The sequence below is a fragment of the Sphingomonas sp. BL-S-29 genome, assembly GCF_055521495.1.
The window spans coordinates 2,196,155-2,217,698 of the sequence record NZ_CM145482.1 but is presented as its reverse complement, the minus strand read 5'-3'; the positions used below and the strand labels follow the sequence as shown (position 1 = coordinate 2,217,698).

The 21,544-nt window shown below is 66.2% G+C and carries 17 protein-coding genes and 1 tRNA gene; 11 read left to right on the top strand and 7 right to left on the bottom strand.

Annotation, left to right across the window (positions count from 1 at the left end):
* The first annotated feature begins 314 nt into the window (after positions 1-314).
* Positions 315-1,286: a hypothetical protein gene (locus tag ACZ1I2_RS10580; protein ID WP_465169737.1), complete on the top strand. Its 972-nt coding sequence runs from the start codon at positions 315-317 to the stop codon at positions 1,284-1,286.
* A 551-nt stretch (positions 1,287-1,837) separates the two neighbouring features.
* Here ACZ1I2_RS10580 and lepA read toward each other — a convergent pair.
* Positions 1,838-3,649, bottom strand: coding sequence for a translation elongation factor 4 (gene lepA / locus ACZ1I2_RS10575; protein WP_465174151.1), 1,812 nt, complete (start codon positions 3,647-3,649; stop codon positions 1,838-1,840).
* Positions 3,650-3,984: 335 nt separating this feature from the next.
* On the opposite strand from lepA, the gene ACZ1I2_RS10570 reads away from it, so the two are divergent.
* The 3 genes from ACZ1I2_RS10570 to ACZ1I2_RS10560 all read left to right on the top strand — a co-directional run bounded on the left by ACZ1I2_RS10570 (position 3,985) and on the right by ACZ1I2_RS10560 (position 6,934).
* On the top strand, positions 3,985-4,779 hold the full coding sequence (locus ACZ1I2_RS10570; protein ID WP_465169741.1) for a CsgG/HfaB family protein: 795 nt from the start codon (positions 3,985-3,987) through the stop codon (positions 4,777-4,779).
* A gap of 120 nt (positions 4,780-4,899) precedes the next feature.
* A complete protein-coding gene (locus ACZ1I2_RS10565; RefSeq protein ID WP_465174152.1) occupies positions 4,900-5,445 on the top strand; it encodes a peroxiredoxin in 546 nt (181 codons plus the stop codon).
* A 181-nt stretch (positions 5,446-5,626) separates the two neighbouring features.
* A complete protein-coding gene (locus ACZ1I2_RS10560; RefSeq protein WP_465174153.1) occupies positions 5,627-6,934 on the top strand; it encodes an FAD-dependent oxidoreductase in 1,308 nt (435 codons plus the stop codon).
* A gap of 50 nt (positions 6,935-6,984) precedes the next feature.
* Here ACZ1I2_RS10560 and ACZ1I2_RS10555 read toward each other — a convergent pair.
* The 3 genes from ACZ1I2_RS10555 to ACZ1I2_RS10545 form a co-directional block, all read right to left on the bottom strand.
* Positions 6,985-7,061: transfer RNA gene (locus ACZ1I2_RS10555), tRNA-Pro, on the bottom strand.
* 98 nt (positions 7,062-7,159) lie between these two features.
* Positions 7,160-7,813, bottom strand: a complete 654-nt coding sequence (locus ACZ1I2_RS10550) for a Rossmann-fold NAD(P)-binding domain-containing protein (protein ID WP_465174154.1) — start codon at positions 7,811-7,813, stop codon at positions 7,160-7,162.
* Positions 7,814-7,843: 30 nt separating this feature from the next.
* Positions 7,844-8,488, bottom strand: coding sequence for a transposase (locus ACZ1I2_RS10545; protein ID WP_465174155.1), 645 nt, complete (start codon positions 8,486-8,488; stop codon positions 7,844-7,846).
* 288 nt (positions 8,489-8,776) lie between these two features.
* Between ACZ1I2_RS10545 and ACZ1I2_RS10540 the strand changes: the two genes are divergently transcribed.
* From ACZ1I2_RS10540 to ACZ1I2_RS10525, 4 genes are all read left to right on the top strand, one after another.
* A complete protein-coding gene (locus ACZ1I2_RS10540; RefSeq protein ID WP_465169746.1) occupies positions 8,777-8,929 on the top strand; it encodes a hypothetical protein in 153 nt (50 codons plus the stop codon).
* Positions 8,930-9,127: 198 nt separating this feature from the next.
* The gene (locus ACZ1I2_RS10535) at positions 9,128-9,595 is read left to right on the top strand and encodes a helix-turn-helix domain-containing protein (RefSeq protein WP_465174156.1); all 468 of its coding nucleotides are present in this window, start codon (positions 9,128-9,130) and stop codon (positions 9,593-9,595) included.
* Positions 9,596-9,710: 115 nt separating this feature from the next.
* A complete protein-coding gene (locus tag ACZ1I2_RS10530) occupies positions 9,711-11,234 on the top strand; it encodes a terminase (protein ID WP_465174157.1) in 1,524 nt (507 codons plus the stop codon).
* A 540-nt stretch (positions 11,235-11,774) separates the two neighbouring features.
* Entirely contained in the window at positions 11,775-15,266 is a 3,492-nt protein-coding gene (locus tag ACZ1I2_RS10525; protein ID WP_465174158.1) for an autotransporter domain-containing protein, read from the top strand.
* A 207-nt stretch (positions 15,267-15,473) separates the two neighbouring features.
* Here the strand turns inward: ACZ1I2_RS10525 and ACZ1I2_RS10520 are convergent, their stop codons facing one another.
* Genes ACZ1I2_RS10520 through ACZ1I2_RS10510 form a run of 3 tightly spaced genes read right to left on the bottom strand, consistent with a single transcriptional unit; the run spans position 15,474 to position 17,984 of the window.
* Positions 15,474-16,058, bottom strand: a complete 585-nt coding sequence (locus ACZ1I2_RS10520) for a Smr/MutS family protein (RefSeq protein ID WP_465177153.1) — start codon at positions 16,056-16,058, stop codon at positions 15,474-15,476.
* Positions 16,059-16,083: 25 nt separating this feature from the next.
* Complete coding sequence (gene mltA / locus ACZ1I2_RS10515) at positions 16,084-17,334, bottom strand: murein transglycosylase A (protein WP_465177154.1); 1,251 nt, start codon at positions 17,332-17,334, stop codon at positions 16,084-16,086.
* A gap of 5 nt (positions 17,335-17,339) precedes the next feature.
* Complete coding sequence (locus ACZ1I2_RS10510) at positions 17,340-17,984, bottom strand: Tim44/TimA family putative adaptor protein (RefSeq protein WP_465169750.1); 645 nt, start codon at positions 17,982-17,984, stop codon at positions 17,340-17,342.
* A 177-nt stretch (positions 17,985-18,161) separates the two neighbouring features.
* Here ACZ1I2_RS10510 and secB point away from each other — a divergent pair, with 177 nt between their 5' ends.
* From secB to trpS, 3 genes are all read left to right on the top strand, one after another.
* A complete protein-coding gene (gene secB / locus ACZ1I2_RS10505) occupies positions 18,162-18,671 on the top strand; it encodes a protein-export chaperone SecB (protein ID WP_465169751.1) in 510 nt (169 codons plus the stop codon).
* 152 nt (positions 18,672-18,823) lie between these two features.
* Positions 18,824-20,392 (top strand): murein biosynthesis integral membrane protein MurJ, encoded by a 1,569-nt coding sequence (gene murJ, locus ACZ1I2_RS10500; protein ID WP_465174159.1) that lies wholly within the window; start codon positions 18,824-18,826, stop codon positions 20,390-20,392.
* A 12-nt stretch (positions 20,393-20,404) separates the two neighbouring features.
* Positions 20,405-21,409 carry a tryptophan--tRNA ligase gene (trpS, locus tag ACZ1I2_RS10495; protein ID WP_465174160.1) on the top strand — a complete coding sequence of 335 codons (1,005 nt, stop codon included), beginning with the start codon at positions 20,405-20,407 and terminating at the stop codon, positions 21,407-21,409.
* Positions 21,410-21,544: the final 135 nt, after the last annotated feature.

Here is a 21,544-nt window from a genome sequence, read left to right as displayed (position 1 = left end):
CGCTCATCGTGACTTTCCTTGTGGTTTGCGACTCACGAAAACGAGTTCACGATGGCCCCCCCGGAGACGTCAAACGTCCATCGTCCTCCGGAACAAGCAAGGTATTTCCCGGGTGGAGTACGTGCGGCGCCACCTAGACACCCGAGATTGGTGTCAGCAACCACATCCTGACAAAGACCGGACCCCTATTTACCCAATGGAAGCTCTCACCGTTGTTCCGGAATTTCACTGGCACGGCATGCATCAATCAAGAGTTGCCACTTTGTTGGATCTATGAGACCTATGGTCAACACACGACTCTTCTGGGGGGTACCATGGCTATTCTGGGTAATCGCTTATCTCGTTGGCTGGCGCTGGGTATGGCGCTCCTCCTGGCGAGCATCGCCGCCGCGGCACCCGCTTCTGCGCAGGCTACCCGAACCTGGGTGTCGGGCGTCGGTGACGATGCGAACCCATGCAGCCGCACGGCACCGTGCAAGACCTTCGCAGGCGCAATCAGCAATACTGCCGTCAGCGGCGAGATCAACTGCCTTGATCCCGGTGGGTTCGGCGCCGTCACCATCACCAAATCAATCACGATCTATTGCACCGGACTCGGCAACGGCGGCATCTTGTCTACAGGTACGGCGGGCATCATCATCAATGCCGGGGCAAGCGACGTGGTCATCATCGATGGCCTCGAAATCGACGGTGCTGGCGTCGGCCTTAACGGTATCGATTTTATTGCCGGCGGCTCGCTGATCGTGCGCAACACGGTGATCCGCAACTTTGCCCGGGCCGGGATCGATTTCTCGCCTGCAGCCAGTTCCAAGCTCACGGTCGACAACACCACGATCTTAAATGTCGGCAACGTCGGAGGATACGGGGCGATCAACGTTTTCCCGACGGGCGCGGCTTCGGTTCGCGCCAACGTATCGCGCAGCCAGTTCAGCAACGCCAGCTTTGGCATTCTGGCGGTCGGCAGCAGCACCACCGGTTCGATCTTCATCGCCCTGAAGGATACCAATATCACCAACAGCGGACAGACGGGTGTCCGCACCAGCAACGGGACCGCCGCCTTTTCGACTATTTCGCTCGACGGCGTCGTGGTCGCGGGTAGTCAAACCTTCGGCATAACCGCAGCCGGCACGCTGGCCGGTATATTGGTCAACAATTCCAACATCAACAACAATGGCGGCGGCGTGAATGCGTCAGGCGGCGGTGTCATTTATTCCTATGGCAACAATCGCTTGAACGGCAACAGCGGTAATGACGGTACATTCACCGGCACGTTGCCGCTGCGTTGATCTGCGGGGGATCGTCGCGTTACGGAATTACATGGGGGAACCCGGTGACAGTCCACTTACTTACCTCACCGGGCAGCTGAATCGACTTTCGCAGCAGATATCATCCTCGCTGCACGATCCCGCATTACAGGAATTACGGTGCCAGTTTACTAATTAGCGCTTCCAGTGGCTCTTCACTTAACTGGGCGCGCTTCATATCGCCGCCCCACTGACTTATCAATTGAGTGGACTGTCACCGGAACTCTGCGAATTCGTCACGAACAGCGGAAAAAATCGCTGAAAATCGACGCGTTTTTCCGCTGTTACGGTGTAACAGGGAAAACGGACATCAAGCCGCTGAATTCACACGCCTATTCCCGCCCGAAACTCCAACATAACAGCGGAAAAATAAAAGTCGGAAAACCGCCCGGGATAGCGGGTGGCGCCGCGGCAAAGCCGCGTCGCCGGACGATCCGGTCGAGGACAAGCTCGACCGGTCGCCGGCCGGCCTGGCGCTGATCCTCGCCCGGCTCGGCGATTGCTGGCGCAATCCCCTCCCCGGTCTCGGGCGCTCAGGCGTCGTCGCCCATCCTCAGCGCCGCGATAAACGCCTCCTGCGGAATGCTCACCGAGCCATATTCCCGCATCCGCTTCTTGCCCTCTTTCTGCTTGTCGAGCAGCTTGCGCTTGCGGCTGGCATCGCCGCCATAGCATTTCGCCGTCACGTCCTTGCGCAGCGCCGCGATCGTCTCGCGCGCGATCACCTTGCCGCCGATCGCGGCCTGGATCGGGATCTTGAACAGATGCCGCGGGATCAGGTCCTTCAGCCGCTCGCACATCCCGCGCCCGCGCGCCTCGGCGGTGCCGCGGTGCACGATCATGCTCAGCGCATCGACCGGCTCGTTGTTCACCAGGATGCTCATCTTGACCAGGTCGCCCTCGCGATAGCCGATCTGGTGATAGTCGAAGCTGGCATAGCCGCGGCTGATGCTCTTCAGCCGGTCGTAGAAATCGAACACCACTTCGTTGAGCGGCAGTTCATAGGTCGCCTGCGCGCGGCCGCCGACATAGGTCAGGTTCTTCTGGATGCCGCGCCGGTCCTGGCACAGCTTCAGGATGCTGCCGAGATATTCGTCGGGCACATAGATCACCGCCTCGATCCACGGCTCCGCGATGCTCGCGATGCGGCTCGGGTCTGGCATGTCCGCCGGGTTGTGCAGCTCGACATGCCCCGCGCCGTGCGCCAGCTCGATCTGATACACCACCGACGGCGCGGTGGTGATCAGGTCCAGGTCATATTCGCGGGTCAGCCGCTCCTGGATGATCTCGAGGTGCAGCAGCCCGAGGAACCCGCAGCGGAAGCCGAAGCCGAGCGCCGCGCTGGTCTCCATCTCGAAGCTGAAGCTCGCATCGTTCAGCCGCAGCTTGGAAATGCTCTCGCGCAGTTTCTCGAAGTCGTTGGCGTCGACCGGGAACAGCCCGCAGAACACCACCGGCTGGACTTCCTTGAAGCCGGGCAGCGGCTCGTCGGCCGGACGCTTGGCGTCGGTGATGGTGTCGCCGACCCGGGTCTGCGCCACTTCCTTGATCTGCGCGGTGATGAAGCCGATCTCGCCCACCGCCAGCTCGCTCAGCTGCTCGATCTTCGGCCGGAAACAGCCGACCCGGTCGACCAGATGCAGCGTGCCGGTCTGCATGAACTTGATCTGCTGGCCCTTTTTCAGGACGCCGGCCATCACGCGGATCAGGATGACGACGCCGAGATAGGGGTCGTACCAGCTGTCGATCAGCATCGCCTTCAGCGGCGCGTCGATATCGCCCTTGGGCGGCGGGATGCGCGTCACCACCGCTTCCAGCACGTCGGCGATGCCGATGCCCGCCTTGGCCGAGGTCAGCACCGCGTTGGACGCGTCCAGCCCGATCACTTCCTCGATCTCGGCCTTAACCTTGTCCGGGTCGGCCGCGGGCAGGTCGATCTTGTTGATGACGGGCACGATCTCATGGTCGTGCTCGATCGACTGATAGACATTGGCGAGCGTCTGCGCCTCGACGCCCTGCGCGGCGTCCACCACCAGCAGCGCGCCTTCGCACGCGGCGAGACTCCGGCTCACTTCATAGGCGAAGTCGACATGGCCGGGCGTGTCCATCAGGTTCAGCTCGTAATCGAGCCCGTCCTTCGCCTTGTAGCGCAGGCGCACGGTCTGCGCCTTGATGGTGATGCCGCGCTCGCGCTCGATGTCCATATTGTCGAGCACCTGCTCGGACATCTCGCGGTCGCTCAAGCCCCCGGTCGCCTGGATCAGGCGATCGGCCAGCGTCGACTTGCCATGGTCGATATGGGCGATGATCGAAAAGTTGCGGATTCGGGAAAGGTCGGTCGACATGATCGGACGCGCGTTAGCAGGCGCGGCGGCGTCTGCGAAGGGGGTCGCGTGCGCCCGCTCTTCGTCGCCGCCATCGCGCGCCCGTCGACTCTCCGTCGCACCTGCCTTCACCGCGCATCCGCCGGGCGGCTAGAGCCGTATGTGACGACGCCGGGCAGAGGCGCTTCGACGGTGATGGTTAAGGGGACGGCGATCGTCTCCCGCGCCCTGATCGGGTCCGAAGTGCCTAGCGCGGCTATCGGGGCGGTGCTAATATCGGCGCCGTCACGGGGTCGCACCATCGTTGAACGCTCGCACCGGCAAGAACAGGGCGCGCGAAGACTTAGGGGATCACCATGCGAACTTTCCTGACAGGCGCGGCACTCTGCGCGCTCGCCGCCGCCAGTGCCTTCACCGCCACGCCCGCCCTCGCCAAGGACAAGGGCTCGTCGGCCTATCAGATGCAGAAGAATGGCGAGCTGAACATTCCGGTCTGTCGCAAGCGGATCGGCACCATCGCGATCGTCGAGCCGGACAGCCAGTGGTGGCGCGAATATAATCTCGGCAGCCCGGAGGCGATCATCAAGGTGTTCGTCCAGAAATCCGGCTGCTTCGGCCTGGTCAATCGCGGCCGCTCGATGGCCAGCCGCAATATGGAACGCGCCATGGCGGATTCGGGCGAGCTGCAGGACGGCTCGAACCTCGGCAAGGGCCAGGTCAAGGCAGCGGATTATTTCCTCCAGCCCGATATCGTCACCGCCAACAACCGCTCGGGCGGCGGCGGCGCGGGCGCGGCGCTGGGCGGCTTTCTCGGCCGTAGCGGCGGCCTGCTCGGCGGCCTCGGTGCGGTCGCCGGCGGCATCAACGTCAACAAGAAGGAAGCGGCGGTGACCCTGTCGGTGGTCAACGCCCGCACCACCGAGGAAGAGGCGCTGACCGAGGGCCATGCCCGCAAGTCCGATGTCAGCTTCGGCGGCGGCGGCGCGGTGTTCGGCGGCGGCGCCTTCGGCGGTGCCGGCGGCGGCGGCTATCAGGATACCGCGATCGGCCAGGTCATCGTGCTCGCCTATCTCGATGCCTATATCAAGCTCGTCGACCAGCTCGGCGGCCTTCCCGAAAATGCCGCGGACGCAGCGCCGCTGGCCAAGTAAAGCCCGAACCCTCGGGCCTGGAGCGGGCCGTCGCGTCCCTAGCGCGGCGGCCCCTTTTCCCGATGGTGCCATATCGTCGGGCGGGCTAGGATGCCGGTGACTCTCCAAGGGAAGACTCACATGAAGCACGCCCCCCGGTTCACCGCTGCCCTGCTCGCTACCCTCGCTCTCGCCGTCCCCGCCACCGCCGCGCTCCCCGTCGGGGCCAAGGCGCCCGATTTCACCACCCAGGCGGCGCTTGGCGGCAAGCAGTTCAACTTCGCGCTCAAATCCGCGCTGCGCAAAGGCCCGGTCGTCCTCTATTTCTTCCCCGCCGCCTTCACCAAGGGCTGCACGATCGAGGCGCATGAGTTCGCCCTGGCCACCGCCGAGTTCCAGAAGAACGGCGCGACCCTGATCGGCCTCTCCGCCGATCCGATCGACAAGCTCGCCGATTTCTCCAAGGTCGAATGCCGCGACGCCTTCCCGGTCGGCGTGGCCAAGCCCGAAACCGTCAGCGGCTATGACGTGCACATCGCCAAGGGCAAGACGATGACCAACCGCACCTCCTATGTCATCGCGCCCGACGGCAAGATCATCTTCGTCCATTCGGAGATGAGCCCCGCCGGCCACGTCACCGGCACCATGGCCGCGGTCAAGGCCTGGCGCGCCAAGCGCCGCGGCTGACGCCATCCTTCTCCCGCACCGGTCGATTCAACCAGGCCCGTTGCTGGTGCAATGGGTCGGCCCGAGTCGAACCGGTTGCGGGACAAGACCTTTTCTCACCCTCCCCGCCCCGGCGCGGCCCGTGGCGGCTTGTTCTGCCGCCCATGTCCGCTAGCATCGGGCAAAAGACAGGAGAGCGGGCTTGCGTCACATCGCGATCATCGGTTCCGGACCGGCCGGCTATTACACCGCGGAAGCCTGCCAGAAGATTTTCGGCGATCAGGTCCGCGTCGACATCATCGATCGCCTGCCCGTCCCCTACGGCCTGATCCGCACCGGCGTCGCGCCCGATCACCAGTCGATCAAGGGCGTTTCGCGCCGTTACGAGGCGGTCGCGCTCACCGATAATGTCCGCTTCGTCGGCAATGTCAGCGTCGGCCGCGACGTGACCATCGCCGAACTGGGTGACCTCTACGACGCGGTGGTGCTGGCGACCGGCGCCCCCGCCGACAAGCCGCTCGGCGTGCCCGGCGACGATCTCCCCGGCGTGGTCGGCTCGGCCGCATTCGTCGGCTGGTACAATGGCCATCCCGATTTCGCCGGGCTCAACCCCTCGCTCCACGGCCCCGGCGCGGTGGTGGTCGGCGCCGGCAATGTCGCGCTCGACGTCGCGCGGATCCTCGCCAAGGCCGAGAGCGAGTTCGCCGGATCGGACATTGTCGGCCATGCACTCGACCATCTCGGCACCGCGACTCACGATCGCATCACCATCCTCGCCCGGCGCGGCCCGCACCAGATCGCGATGACCCCCAAGGAACTGGGCGAGCTCGGCCATCTCGCCCGCGCCGTGCCGCATGTCGATCCGGCCGATCTCCCGCCGATCGAGGAGGACGCCGCGCTCGACCCCGGCCAGCGCAAGGCGGTCGCGCACCTGCGCGACTTCGCGACGCGGGCTGACCGCGGTCAGATCGAGGTGGATTTCGACTTCTACGCCATGCCCGTCCGCGTCGAGGGCAGCAGTGAGAATGGGGGCAGGGCCGAGCGCGTCATCGTCGAGCGCACCGCGATCGACGCCGAAGGCCGCGCGCTGGGCACCGGCGAGACCTATGCCATCCCCGCCGGCCTGGTGGTGAGCTGCATCGGCTATCGCACCCCGCCGATCCACGGCGTGCCCTATGACGACAAGCTCGGCCGCTTCGCCAATCAGGACGGGCGGATCGGCCCGGGCCTCTACGCAGTCGGCTGGGCGCGGCGCGGCCCGACCGGCACGATCGGCACCAACCGCCCCGACGGCTTCCTGATCGCCGAGCACATCGCCGCCGACCTTGGCGATGACAGCGGCAAGGCCGGCCGCGCGGGGCTCGATTCGCTGCTCGCCAGTCGGAACGTCGATGTCGTCACCTTCCGCGACTGGCAGAAGATCGAAGCCGCCGAAATCGCCCGCGCCCGCGACGGCGCCCCGCGCGAGAAATTCACCAGTATCGAGGACATGCTCGGCGCGAGAGGCTGATCGGGGAATTCATCTTCCCGCGAAAAGACCGCCGGGAAAGAAAGCTGCAATGGTCGGGGCGATAGGATTCGAACCTACGACCCCTGGACCCCGAGACCAGTGCGCTACCAGACTGCGCCACGCCCCGACACATTGCAGGGGGGTGCGCCTAGCGGGCCAGCGACCGGCGATCAAGCCAAAAAGATCGGCGGCCTGCTGCGCGCGCGCAGTCTTCCCGGCCGCTGGTCAACGCCGGCCTTCGGCTGCCAGCGCGATCTCCCGCGAACTGATCACGTGCCGGCCCGCCTTGCCCTGCAGCGCTGCCTCGACCAGCAGCGCCGCGACGGTCGAGGCCGGGCTGGTCCGCGCGCTGGCCGGCAGGATCGGCGCGGCCATATCCAGCAATCGCCCGATGGTCTTCTCCATCGGCCGGTGCTCGCTGCGCGCCCCGCCGAGGAAGCCCGGCCGCAGGATCGTCAGCGACGGGAAGCCGAGACGATCGATCGCTTCCTCGAGCTCGCCCTTGGTGCGCGGATAACGAAACCAGGAGCGCGCATTGGCCCCCATCGACGAGGTCAGCGCAAAGGCGGTCGCGCCGCCTTCACGGACCCGCATCGCGATGGCGAGCGCATAGTCGTAATCGATCGCGCGATAGGCCGCGGCCGACCCGGCATTCGCCCGCGTCGTGCCCAGCGCGGAAATCGCGCCGTCGACCGCCCACCACGCCGCGTCGAGCGGCAGGTTCCCGCTCGTCACGATCGGGTTCAGCAGCTTCGCATGCGGGGCAAGCGCCCGCCGCGTCGGCGCGACCACCTGAGTCACCCGCGCATCGTCCAGCAACAGCGCCAGCGCCGCCGTGCCGACCAACCCGGTAGCGCCCGCCACAAGAAGCCTCGTCATCCCCGCCCATCCTATTTCGGTGACAGTTTACTAATTAACGGCCTTTGGTTTCGGTCCCCGTCGTCGCGGCGCGAGGCTGCGGCCGGTTTGCCGCTCGACCGCCTCGATCCACGCCGCTCCCCCCAGGGGCCGGCCCGTCGTCTCCGACTGCCGCAGGGCGGCATAGGCCGCGGCATCCTCCTCATCCCCCAGAAAGGCCCGGAAGTCCCCCGTACGCTCGAGCAGCGGACGCACCTTGACCACGCCGTCGTCCCTGCCCGCCAGATGTGCGGCGACGCTCGACCAGCGCCAGTCCTCCGGCCTCTCGACCAGGCGCGCCCGGACCGGGTTCATCGCCACATACCGCGCGGCGCTGGCCAGATACGCGTCATCCATCGCCACCGAAGCGAACCGCCCCTGCCACAAATGCCCGGTCCAGCCCTGTCGCGCGTTGATGATGCTGGTGTAACGGCGATGAAGGTCGGCAAAGGTCCGGCGCAGTCCATCCGCGTCCGACGGCGTCAGGATCACATGGACATGGTTCGGCATCAGGCAATAGGCCCACACCTCCGCGCCGGCCTTGCCCGCCGCCTCGCCGAGCAGCTTGCGATAGAGCGCATAGTCGGCGTCCTCGAAGAAGGTCGGATCGCGCCGATTGCCCCGCTGCGTGACATGGTGCGGAACTCCAGGGATCACGACTCTAGCCAGGCGCGCCATATCCTTATTGGTAGCCGGAATTGGCTAATTAGTAAACTGTCACCGAAACCGCTATTTCGGTGACAGTTTATTAATTAAATGTGGGATCAGCCTCTGACCGTCACCTTGGCCATCCCATTTTCGTCGATGCCCGGTCGCACACGACTCGCGTTCGATGCAGATTCGGAACAAAGCGTAGTTCCGCTGCGTTATGAGACGAGATGTGCAGGAAGTGGGATTAACCACTCTGAATCGAGGATTGACTGAGCGAAGGTTACGGAGACTGACATGAACGGTACCATTTACTTCCGCGCCGATCACGAACTTGTCGGCAGAGTCCTCGCAGAGAAGCTGCGCCGCCGGATGGAACGCAGCGGCGTGGGCGACAGCATCCGCATCGCCCGCCCGGCACGGCGCCCGCTGAGCACCGCCGCCGCCTGAGCCTTTCGCCATCGCCGCTTGGGCGATGGATTGAGCCCGAACATCTAATTGAAATATAACAATTTAATCGTGCGACAGCTTGGTAATGCGGCGCAGGAGATATGACACAGCTGGTGTCCCATATCTCCCGCAAAACCCTTTACCACACGCCATGCCGCTTGATTCAAACTACCAAACCGCGCGGTTAAACCGCGCTGCATGACCGAAACCCGCCCCACCACATACAAAGCCGCCTATGCCCGGCGCGCCCGCGAGCAATATGCTCACGGCTTTACCGATCGCGAGCTGGCCGCCGAATTCGGCGTCTCGCGCAGCACGATCTTCCGCTGGCGCGCTGCCTATCCCGACTTCGCCGAGGCCACCGCGCTCGGGAAGGCGACGGCGAACGAGCGTGTCGAGCGCGCGCTCTACGAACGCGCCATCGGCTATGAGGAGGAAGCGGTACAGGTCTTTATGCCCGCGGGCGCCGCCGCCCCGGAGATCGTCCGCTTCGCCCGCGAAGTGCGGCCGGATATCCGTGCCCAGCTCCATTGGCTGCGCGTCCGCGATCGCGAGACATGGGGCGGCCTGAACAAATCCGACGATGATGCAGACGGCTTTATCGAGCGCATGCGCAAGGCCATGGCGCGCGTCGCCGACCGGGAGGCAAACTATGAGACGAGCTGAACCGACATCCAGGAGGAAGGCAGCGGGCGCCCCCCCGACCCAATCCAGGCTGACCCCCTCCAGGCCAACCCTGCCCGAAACCCGGGAAGCGGCGGAAGACAGTCTTTTCGCGCTTATGAAGGCCTTCCGGCACGATCCTCTCGCCCATGCCCGCTTCGCTTATCCCTGGGGCGAAGGTCCGCTCGCCGGCGTCTCGGGCCCGCGCGCGTGGCAGCGCGAGGTGATGGAGACGATCGGCGCGCATCTGTCCGATCCCGCCACGCGGCACATGCCGTGCCGCATCGCGCGTGCTTCCGGCCACGGCATCGGCAAGTCGGCGCTGATCGCGATGCTGATCAAATGGGGGCTCGACACCGGCATCGACACGCGCATCGTCGCCACCGCCAATACCGAGGTGCAGCTGCTGACCAAGACCGCGCCGGAGATCGTAAAATGGCATAATCTGTCGATCACGAAGGACTGGTTCAGCGCGACGGCGACGTCGCTCGTCTCCACCGTGGCGGGGCACGACCGGAGCTGGCGGTGCGATCTCGTCACCTGGAGCGTCGCCAATACCGAGGCGTTCGCCGGGCTGCACAACCAGGGCAAGCGCATCATCCTGATCTTCGACGAGGCATCGGGCATCGCGCCGAAAGTGTGGGAGGTGGCGCTGGGCGCGCTGACCGACGAGGGGACCGAGATCCTGTTCCTCGCCTTCGGCAACCCGACGCACAATACGGGGCCTTTCCGCGACTGTTTCGGGCGGCACCGGCATTTGTGGAACGGGCGGCAGATCGACAGCCGCTCGGTCGAGGGGGTGAACCGCGCCTATCTCGACGAGCTGGTCGCGACGTACGGCGAGGACAGCGACGTGGTGCGGGTGCGGGTGCGCGGGCAATTCCCGTCCAACTCCTCGATGCAGTTCATCGGGCATGACCTGGTCGCGGCGGCGCGGGCACGCGAGCTGTTCGGCGGGGTGACCTGGGATCCGGTGATCTTCGGCCTGGATTGCGCGCGCTTCGGCGACGATCATTCGACCCTTGCCATCCGCTGCGGGCGGGATGCGCGGACGCGGCCGTGGAAACGCTGGCAGGGAGTGGACGCAATGACCATGGCGGGCGACGTCGCGCTGCAGGTGCAGGGCTTCCATCCCGATGCGATCTTCGTCGATGCCGGCAATATCGGCGGCGCGGTGGTCGACCGGCTGCGCCAGCTCGGCGTGCCGAACGTGCATGAGGTGTGGTTCGGCGGCAAGGGGCGCGAGGCGATCTGGGCCGGCGAGATGCGGGTGAAGTGCGCCAACAAGCGCTCCGAGATGTGGACCAACATGCGCGGCTGGCTGTCCGGCGGGGCGATTCCCGACGAGGAGGCGCTGGCGGCGGACCTGACCGGCGTCGAATATGGCTATGCCGCGGACCAGGTGTCGATCCTGCTCGAGAAGAAGGAGCATATGAAGGCGCGCGGGCTCGGCTCCCCCGACGATGCCGACGCGCTGGCGCTGACCTTCGCCGAACCGGTGCTGCACCGCGATCCGAGCTGGCTCGACCCGTCGCGCTACGGCGTGACGGAGCAGCGGCGGAGCCGGGACGAGGAGGAGGATCTCTACCGCGACCTGGACGACGGCTACGATCTCTACCGCGAGCTGCGGGAGGCGGACTGAGGCTGGCGGGACGTTTCATCCTCCCTTCCCTCTCCCCCTGTGGGAGAGGGTGGCCGAGCGAAGCGAGGTCGGGTGAGGGGGAGTGAGGTTCGGGGCCGCAACGACGAATGTCCCCCTCACCCTTCCCACTGCCTTCGGCAGCGGGCCCAGCGTCGGGTCGGTCATGCCCCCGGCATGACCTGAACAGCGCGGGGCGCTGTTCACCCGACGCTCCTCTCCCACAAGGGGAGAGGGAGAACGCGCCCCTCCCCGTTCCGGGGAGGATTGGTAACCCCCCAAACGGTGGGGGCTGAACCCCGCTAGCGCCGCGACCTTCGGTTAGCGAAGCCCGCCGGATGATGCCGTCCTCGACTCATGACGCGCCACGCCGGCATTGATGTGCATTGTTGCCGGCGCGCCACACTGCCGGGCGAATATGCGCCCTGCCGGCTTACATGGCCGTAACGGTCATATCCTCACTTGACCTTCGAAAACATGGGAATAGCTTTTGTTCATCTAAATGAAAGGTTTCGGACGCGTTCCGAAAACGGGGGATTATCAATGACTAAGACCGCTTCTCTCGCGTTATCCGCACGCTCGCGCGCGGTGCTGCTCGCTACGGCCGCCACGATGTCGATCGTCATTGCAGGCTCCGCCCAGGCGCAGAGCTCGAATGTCGAGCTTCCCACCAACAGCTATCTCAGCGCGCAGGATGGCGGCGCGGGCGCACCGACCAGCGCATTCCTGGAGGCGCAGGACAATCGCATCAGCGCACCGGTCAGCGATTATCTGGAGCCGCAGATCGTGATCGCGAACCCGGGCACGCCGACCACCGCGCGCGACCCGAACAACGTCACCGGCGTCGGCCAGATGATCGTCGACACGCAGGACGGCTTTATCGGCCTGTGCACCGGCACGCTGATCAACCCGCGCACGGTGATCTTCGCCGCGCACTGCGTGAACGAAATGCCCGCCACCAGCTATGGCCAGAATTCGGGCGGGCGACCGATCGGCTTCGGTTTCGGCAACAACAACAATGTCGCGGGCGCCAGCGCATTCGGCGGCTGGCTGGGCAATTACGCGACCAACGTCTCGCGCTACATGTATGACGTCAACCAGGTCCGCTACAACCCGCTGTCGCTCGAGCCGGAGTCGGCCGGCTTCCTTTATGGCGACGTCGCGCTCGCCTCGCTCGATACGCCGGCCGAGGACATCCCGACCTGGGCGCTGCTCTTCTCCGCCCTGCCCGCCACCACGATCACCGCCGCCGGCACCGGCTATCATGTCGTGATCGACGGCTATGGCAATAACGGCACCGGCACCACCGGCTCGACCGGCGGCATCGATTACCGGCGGCGCATCGCCGAGAACACGCTCGGCGCCCTCGCCTCGCTCGACGAGTTCGAGACCTTCATCTTCGGCGAGCCGAACGGCCTCCACCAGAATCTCTACTGGATCGATTTCGACGATCCCCGTCGGGGCACGCCCCAGGCGAGCCCGTTCGACTTCAACGCATGGCGCGACAATGCGCTGCCCAGCGAAGGCATCACCGCGAGCGGCGATTCGGGCGGTCCGCTGATCCTCGACAAGACCTTTGCCAAGCAGGTCGTGATCGGCGTGCTCTCCGGCGGCTATACCCGTTTCTTCAACGGCCAGGCGCCGAACGGCTATGGCACGGCCAGCTTCTACCAGCCGCTCTATCTCTATTGGGACTGGATCGCCGCCAACAACCCCTATCATTATGTCTCGGCCAAGGCCGGCGACGGCAAATGGTCGGACGCGGCGCACTGGGTGACCAATCTCGATCCCAATTACCAGATCATCGGCCCCAATGGCCAGCTGGTGAACGGCGTGCCGACCAGCCCCGGTGCCGGCACCGCCGAACAGCCCGGTTTCGGCCAGGCCTGTTTCGAGAGCGGCGGTGTGAGCGACTGTCTCGACATCGCGACAGGCACCGAAAAGGTGGTCGTGCGCCCGATCGGCCAGGACACGCCCGGCGTCGCGAGCGACGATCGCGGCACGGCGTCGGTCGCCGATCTGACCGGCAGCGCCGGGAGCCAGAGCGCCAGCGATTCCCAGACCAGCGCGGCGGTCGCCGTGGCGGCGCTGCCGTCCGCGACGCTCGCCAACGGCCTGCCCGGCGCGACCAATTTCGTGCCCAACAACAGCGACGGCGATCGCCTGACCAACACCATGTCGCGCTATTTCGACGTGACCCTGTCGGCGGCGGGCACCACGACGCTCGACACGGCAGTGACGGTCGACCGCTTCACCATCCGCGGCGCTGCGGCGCTCAACATCACCTCGGCCGGCTCGCTGACCAGCCTGATGGACATCAACCAGTTTGCCGGCACGATCAATGTCGACGGCCTGCTGCGGACGCCGGGCGACTTCTTCATGATGACCGGCGGTCTCAGCGGCGCGGGCACGATCCGCAGCCCGTTCTTCACCAACGTGGCGGGCACGATCTCGCCGGGCACCTCGACCACCACCGGGACGCTCACCTTCGAAGGCAATATCATCCTGTCGTCGGGCAGCCTGGTGGCGATCAACCTCGGCGCGAACGGCGTATCGGACAAGATCGCGGTCAAGGCGACGACCTTCGGTACCGGCAACGTGCCGACCAACGGCATTGCCAGCCTGGGCGGCTTCGTCACCTTCGCCCCGGCCGCCGGCTATATCATCCGCGCCGGCGACAATTATACCTTCCTCACGGCGGATCGGCCGATCGAAGGGAGGTTCGCCACGCCGGCAGCGCTCAGCGCCATCCTGACGCCGCGCCTCACCTATCAGGCGCAGTCGGTGTCGGTGACGATCGATGCCGGGCTCTATGCCAATGTCGTCGGCAATACGCCGGTGCAGACGGCCTATGCGAAGCTGCTCGACCAGGACCGCGTGGTCTATAACGGGCTGCGCGACCTCTACGGAATCCTCGACCTGCAGAGCGCGGCGACCATCCGTTCAACGCTCGAAGGCCTGGCGCCGCGCGCCGCGACCACTCGCCAGGCACTGGCGACCGCGTCGGTCGACAATACCGGCCGCTTCTACCGCGATCGCCTCGCCGCGCTCGAGGTCGGCAATCTCGGCGGCTCGGTCGCGATGATAGGCAAGCCGTTCCAGATCGCGGCGCTCGCCTCGTCCGGCCTACCCGGCACGCAGGAAAGCCGCACGGACGCGGGCGGCGGCATGGTCACGCAGGAAGGCAAGCTGCCCGAGACGATGAGCGCGTTCCTCGCGGGCGGCTATATCGACGGCGACAGCGAATCCATGCCGACCGCGGTTCCGGTCGCCCGCCGCGACCAGTTCAACGGCTGGTTCGTCGCCGCTGGTCTCGAGGCCGAGGTCGGCGAGCGCGGGCTGCTCGGCTTCTCCTTCGCCTATACCGATCTCGACTCCACGCCGTCCTTCGCCGGCCAGGAAGCGCGCAGCAAGCTGTTCCAGGGCACGCTGTACGGCAAGCTCAGGACTCCGGGCGGCCTGTTCGTCGACGGCACGTTCAGCGCGGGCGTGTTCGACTCGCACACCGTGCGCAACGTCAGCCTGGCCGGGACCAGCTATCGCCTGGTCGGTGACGATCAGTCGCTCTTCATGTCGGGCGAGGTCGGGGTCGGCGGCTCCGTTCCCGTCGCCAGCATGATCGCCCTTGATCCGCGCGTCTCGATCCGCGGCACGCGGATCATGTTCGACACCATCAACGAAACGGGCGGCGGCCCGGCGCTGGTCTACAAGCCGGGCACCCTGGACAGCGCCCAGGCCCGCGCCGGGTTCAACGCCCACAGCACCAGCGCGACGGTCAAGCCCTATGTGTCCGCCTATTGGGTGCATGATTTCGGCCGCCAGCCCGGCTTTATCGGCGCCAACTTCGTCGGAGGGGTCGGCCCCAATGCGCTGTTCGCGGTGGCGACCTCGGACCGCGACTGGGGGGAAATCAGCGGCGGCCTGAGCATCGCGGCCGGCGACAAGCTCCGCCTCTCGGTCGGCGCCAACACCACGATCGGCCGCAAGGATGTCACCAACCAGAGCTATCACGGAACGGTCACCTTCTCCTTCTGATGGCCTGTTCCTGACCGGCAAAGGGGCCGCTTCCACATCCGGAAGCGGCCCCTTTCTTTTGTCCTGGCATCGATTCAACCAGGGCGCTGGATCTGGCACAGCATCCCGCGCCGGTCGTGTCGGCGCGCTCTTTGCCATCGTCGAGAAGTTCTTACCGTTCGGGTGAACGGAGAGGGAATATCTCAGCCAACCGGATTGTGTCTCTGATTAACGCCCACCCCGCGCCCGGCGCAGCACGATGTACAGCGCCCCCGCGCCGCCATGGCGCGGATGCGCGCCGCGCACCGCTGCGATCGCGGCGGCGTGGCGCGATCCGGCCAGCCAGTCGCCCACCGCCGCGCGGATCGCCCCGCGCGCGTGCGGCCGCTCGCTCTCGGCGCGCGGCGGCTTGCCGGTGACGAGCAGGATCAGCCGGTCGCCCGCGCGGATCGACCGGTCGAGCGCTGAATCGAGCAGCGCGTACGCAGAGGCGAGATTATGGCCGTGGAGATCGATCGTGTCGTCAGGCGACACCAGGCCGCGCGACAATTGCCGGTCCCAGCTGCCGTCGAGCGTTCCCCCTTTCTTAAGCCCTTCCCCTTCGGGGGAAGGGGCAGGGATGGGCACGCGCGTCTGCGCGCTCGAAAGACTCTTGCTCTTGGAACCCACCGCCCCGGTAATCAGCAAACCGGGTGTTTCGCTCGCCCCACGCCGAACCGCTTTCTTGACGGGGAGGGGTTTGGAAGACTGTGCCTGCACGGCAGCCCTGGGCGCGGCCTTCGGCGCGGGCCGGATCGGCCGCACCGTCGCCATCACCTTCGCCCAGAGCGCGGCTTCGTCAGGGGTTAACGGGCGCTCCGCCACTGGCCCTCTCCGTTGCGAGCCGCGCCAGGGTGCCGGTCGGCAGTAGCAGAAAGGCCGTGCCCCGCGCCGACATGCCCCCCGCGATCGCGCGCGCGTCGTCGCCGGCGCCCCAGAACGTATCGAAGCGATTGCTGCCGCGGATCGCGCCGCCGGTATCCTGCGCCACCCACAGCCCGGTCGCGTCGGTGCGGTCCATCGACAGGAAGACGGGCGCGCCGAGCGGCACGAACCGGGGGTCGGCGGCAGCGCTCACCCCGCCGGTCACCGGCAGGCCCAGCGCGCCGATCGGCGGCGTCTGCTGCTCGCGGAAGAACACATAACTCTTGTTCTCGCGCATGATCGCGGCGCCCTCCACGGGGTGGCTGCGCAGCCAGGCGACGATGCCCTGCATCGATGTCTGGCCGGGTCCGAGCAGCCCGCGCTGCTTCATCAGCGCGCCGATGCCGGTATAGTCGCGGCCATTCTGGCTCTCATAGCCGATCCGCATCACCGATCCGTCGGGCAGCCTCAGCCGCCCCGACCCCTGGACCTGCAGGAAGAACAGCTCGACCGGGTCCGCCGCCCAGGCGATGATCGGCGCGCGCTGCGCCAGCGCGCCCTGCTCGATCGCGGTGCGGTCGAAATAGGGCACGAAATTACTGCCTTCGACCCTGCCGCGGATCTTCTTGCCCTTCAGGTCGGCGCTGAACTGGCCGAGATCGACATCGACCAGATCGGCTGGCCGGCCATAGATCGGCACGTCGTAACCGGTCCGGCGCTCGCGCGACCCGGCGATCTCGGGTTCGTAATAGCCCGTGGCGAAGGCCTTGCCGTCGCCGACCTGCACCGTCTCGAACCAGTCAGCGAAAAAGCCTCGCGCGCCGGCCGCGCCTAGGGTCGCCGCGGCGGAACAGGCAGGCTGCCAGTCGGCGCCCCGGGTCAGCCCCGAGGCATCGGTGCGGCGTTGCAGGGTGGCACAGCTGGTGCGGAACGCGGTCAGTGCCCGCACGGCCTGGGCTTCGGTAAGGGGCAGCGAGGTAAGCGGCGGACCGGCCAGCACACCCGCCCCGGCGGCGGTGGCGGTGCCCGGCGCGACCACCGCCGGCGCCGGCGCGATCGGGATTGCCGCGACGGGCTTGCGCGCAGGCGGCTCGGCGATGGTCGATGGTCCGGCGGGGCGCGGCACGACCCCGCTGCTACAGGCGCTCAGCATCAGCGCCAGCGCGACCGTCCCCCCGCGCCGCATGACGATCACGCTTCGTCGGTGTCGGCGAGCTTCCAGTTCGGATCGCTGCTCTTCAGCGTGCGGGCGAAGGTCCAGATGTCGTGAGTCTCGACGGCGTCGCTCATCGAGCCGGAGACCAGGTTGCCGTCGGCATCGCGCGTCACCGCGGCGATATCGGCGTCGAAGCGCACCGTGATGCGCGCCTGGCGATTCTCGACCGAGGCGTCGGAGATCAGCGCGCGCTCGATCGACACGAGCCGGTTGTCGAGCACATGGCCGGCGGCTGCGCGCTCGGCGATCGCTTCGGCAAAGGCACCGCGGACCTCGTCGTCGACCAGCCAGCCGAGCGTATCCTCTTCGCCCTTCCAATAGGCTTCGAGGATCATGCGATAGGCCGACTGGGCGCCTTCGAGGAACTGGGCGACGTCGAAACCGGGTTCGGCCGCGACGATGGCGCGAAGGCCGGCCTCGGCACGCGGGTCGATATTGCGAGTCGAAACCTCGCGCGGCTCCTGCGCGATCTCGATCGGGCGGGGCAGCGGCGTTACCGGCGCGCGCTCCTCGGCGGGCTTGGGAAGGACCTGTTCATGCCCCGTCCGCTTGCCAAGCACCATATAGAGACGCAACGCCAGAAAGGCGGCGACCATCGCGAGAAGAACTACAAAGAGCACCTTGCCTCCATTATCGGCTAATGGCCTACATAGGCGTAACGCGCCAACGTTTCAAATGGCCCAACGCAAGATAGGGGCAGCAGCCGTTGAACTGCCCGCCGCCCCCTGCTAGGCGCGCGGTCGCCGGCACGCCACAGGGGGCGGCCGATATTTCGATCTTCAAGGAATGGACTTTCGATGAGCGAGCAGGACGACGGTATCATCACGGGCACCGAGCCCCTCCCCAACGGTGCCGACACGACGCCGGCGGCCGGGTTGATCTCGCAATATGTGAAGGACCTGTCGTTCGAGAATCCCAACGCGCCGGCGATCTTCCAGATCACGACCCCGCCGCAGATCGACGTGCAGTTCAACATCGGCACTGCCCAGGTCGGCGAGGAGGTCCATGAAGTGGTGCTCCGCGTCGAGGTCCGCGCCGAGACCGAGGGCCAGGTCGCGTTCATCGTCGAGCTGACCTATGCCGGCATCTTCGGCCTGCGCAACATCCCCGAGGAGCATGTCCAGCCCTTCCTGCTGGCCGAGGCACCGCGCCTGCTCTTCCCGTTCGCGCGCCGTGTGCTCGCCGATGCGGTCCGCGACGGCGGCTTCCAGCCGCTGCTGCTCGAGCCGATCGACTTCGCCGCGATCTACATGCAGCAGGCAGAAGCGCGCGATCAGGCCGCCGCCGGGGAAATCGGCACCGCCTGATTCCGAATTCTATCTCTTCCGTTCGTCCTGAGTAGGGACTGAGCTTGTCGAAGGCCCGTATCGAAGGAGATGGGCCGGGCATATCCTTCGATACGCCGCTTCGACAAGCTCAGCGGCTACTCAGGACGAACGGTGACAGGACAGGCTATTCCATGAACCTCACGCGCGCGCTGGGATCGATCGGGGGTCTCACCCTGGCCAGCCGCGTGCTGGGGCTCGTGCGCGATTCGCTGTTCGTCCGCTTCGTCGGCGCGAGCTTCGCGTCGGACGCCTTCCTGGTCGCCTTCCGCCTGCCCAATCTGTTCCGCGCGCTGTTCGCGGAGGGCGCCTTCTCGGCCGCGTTCATCCCGATGTTCAACCGCAAGGTGGCGGACAAGGACGGCCCCGGCCTTCCCGCCGGCGTCGCCTTTGCCGAGGACGCGCTGTCGGTGCTGCTGCCGGTGCTGATCGTGATGACGATCATCGTCGAGATTTTCGCCTGGCCGGTCACGCTGGCGCTGTCCGGCAAGTTCAACGGGATCAGCAACGATCAGTTCGCCTTCGCGGTCGAGCTGTCGCGCTTCACCTTTCCCTATCTGCTGTTCATCAGCCTGGTGTCGCTGCTCGGCGGCATCCTCAATTCGCTGCACAAATTCTGGGTCAATGCCGCGGCGCCGATCCTGCTCAACCTCACGCTGATCGCCGCGCTGCTGTTCTTCCACAACCATGATCCGTATCTGACCGCGCGCAACCAGGCGATCGCGGTCAGCGTGGCCGGCGTGCTGCAATTCCTCTGGCTGGCCCATGCCTGCTGGTCGAACGGGGTCAGGCTCCGCCTCAAGCTTCCCCGGTTCAGCCCCGACGTGAAGAAGCTGATGGCGCTGATCTGGCCCGCCGCCGCCGGCGCCGGCGCGGTGCAGATCAACCTGGTCGTCTCGACCGCGCTCGCCGCCTCGCTGCTGCCGCACGGCTCGGTGACCTATATCTATACCGCCGACCGGGTGAACCAGTTGCCGCTCGGCCTGATCGGCATCGGGCTCGGCACCGTCCTGCTGCCGCTCATCTCCCGCCAGCTCGGCGCGGGCGAGGAGAAAGCCGCGATGGAATCGCAGAATCGCGGCATGGAGCTCGCGCTGCTGCTCACCTTGCCCGCCACCGTGGCGCTGGTGCTGTGCGGCGCGCCGATCGTCGCGGCGCTGTTCGAACATGGCAAGTTCACGGCGCAGGACACCTATTTCACGGCCCAGGCGCTGTCCGCCTTCTCGATCGGCCTGCCCAGCTACATTCTCGTGAAAGTGCTGACGCCGGGCTATTATGCCCGGTCGGATACGAAGACACCGGTGCGCTACGCAACGATCAGCATGGCGGTGAACCTCGTGCTCAACCTCGCCCTCATCGTGCCGCTCCAGCATATGGGCCCGCCCCTCGCGACCGCGCTTGCCTCGACCGTCAATGTGTTCCTGCTCTATCGCACCTTGCGTCTGCGCGGTCATTTCGAGCCCGACCGGCGTCTGCTCCACCGCGCCTGGCGGCTCGGTGCTGCAGCCCTGGTGATGGGCGGCATCCTCTGGCTGCTCGAAGGGCTGCTGACCCCCTATCTCCATGGCAGCTGGGTGATCCGCACCGGCGCCATGCTTGCGCTGGTCGCCACGGGCGGCTTCGTCTATGCGGTCGCCACCTTCGTCCTGGGTGCCTTCACTCGTGACGATCTTGCTTTCCTGCGGCGCAAACGCGCCCCCTGACACGAGAACATCATGCGCGTCGTCTCCGGCATCCAGCCCACCGGCAATCTCCACCTCGGCAATTATCTGGGCGCGATCAAACAATGGGTCGCGATGCAGGACTCGATGAAGCCGGGCGAGGATTGCCTGTTCTTCCTGGCCGATCTCCACGCCCTGTCGCAGCCAGTGGTGCCCGCCGAGCTGGCCTCGAACTCGATCGAGATGGCGGCGACCCTGCTCGCCTGCGGCATCGATCCGGATCGCGCGATCCTGTTCAACCAGGCGCGCGTGCCGGCGCATAGCGAGCTTGCCTGGATCCTGGGCGGCACCGCGCGCATGGGCTGGCTCAACCGCATGACTCAGTGGAAGGACAAGGCGGGCAAGAGCGGCGAGAGCCAGAGCGTCGCCCTGTTCACCTATCCGGTGCTGCAGGCGGCCGACGTACTGCTCTATCAGGCGACTCACGTGCCGGTCGGCGAGGACCAGAAACAGCATCTCGAGCTGGCGCGCGACATCGCGACCAAGTTCAACAATGATTACGGGGTCGAGCTGTTCACCCTGCCCGAGCCATTCGTCTCCAAGGCGGCGCCGCGCATCATGTCCTTGCGCGACGGCAGCACGAAGATGTCCAAGTCCGATCCGTCGGACGCGTCGCGCATCAACCTGATCGATAGCGACGACATGATCGTGCAGAAGCTCAAGAAAGCGAAGACCGACCCCGAGCCCCTGCCCGCGACCTTCGCCGAGCTGGCCGAACGCCCCGAGGCGAAGAACCTCGTCACTATCTATTCGGCGCTGGCCGACACCACCACCGATGCGGTGATGGCGGAGTATGGCGGCAAGGGCTTCGGCGCATTCAAGCCTGCGCTGGCCGATCTGGCGGTGGCCAAGCTCGGGCCGATCCGCGACCGGCTGACGGCCTTGCTGGGCGACCGTGCGGCGGTCAGCGCGGCGCTGGCCAAGGGCGGTGCGCGGGCAAATGCCATCGCCGCGCCGACGCTTCTGGCGGCGCAACGGGCTGTGGGCTTGCACGTCTGATCGGCTTCCCCATCTTGGGTTGGACCGGTGTTTTCCGGGGGATTTGCATCGCGCCATTCAAGCGCTATTCATAACGGCAGCAGCACAATTGCAACCGACTGACTTTCCGACGCTTTCTCCCGATCTCTCGCCTTC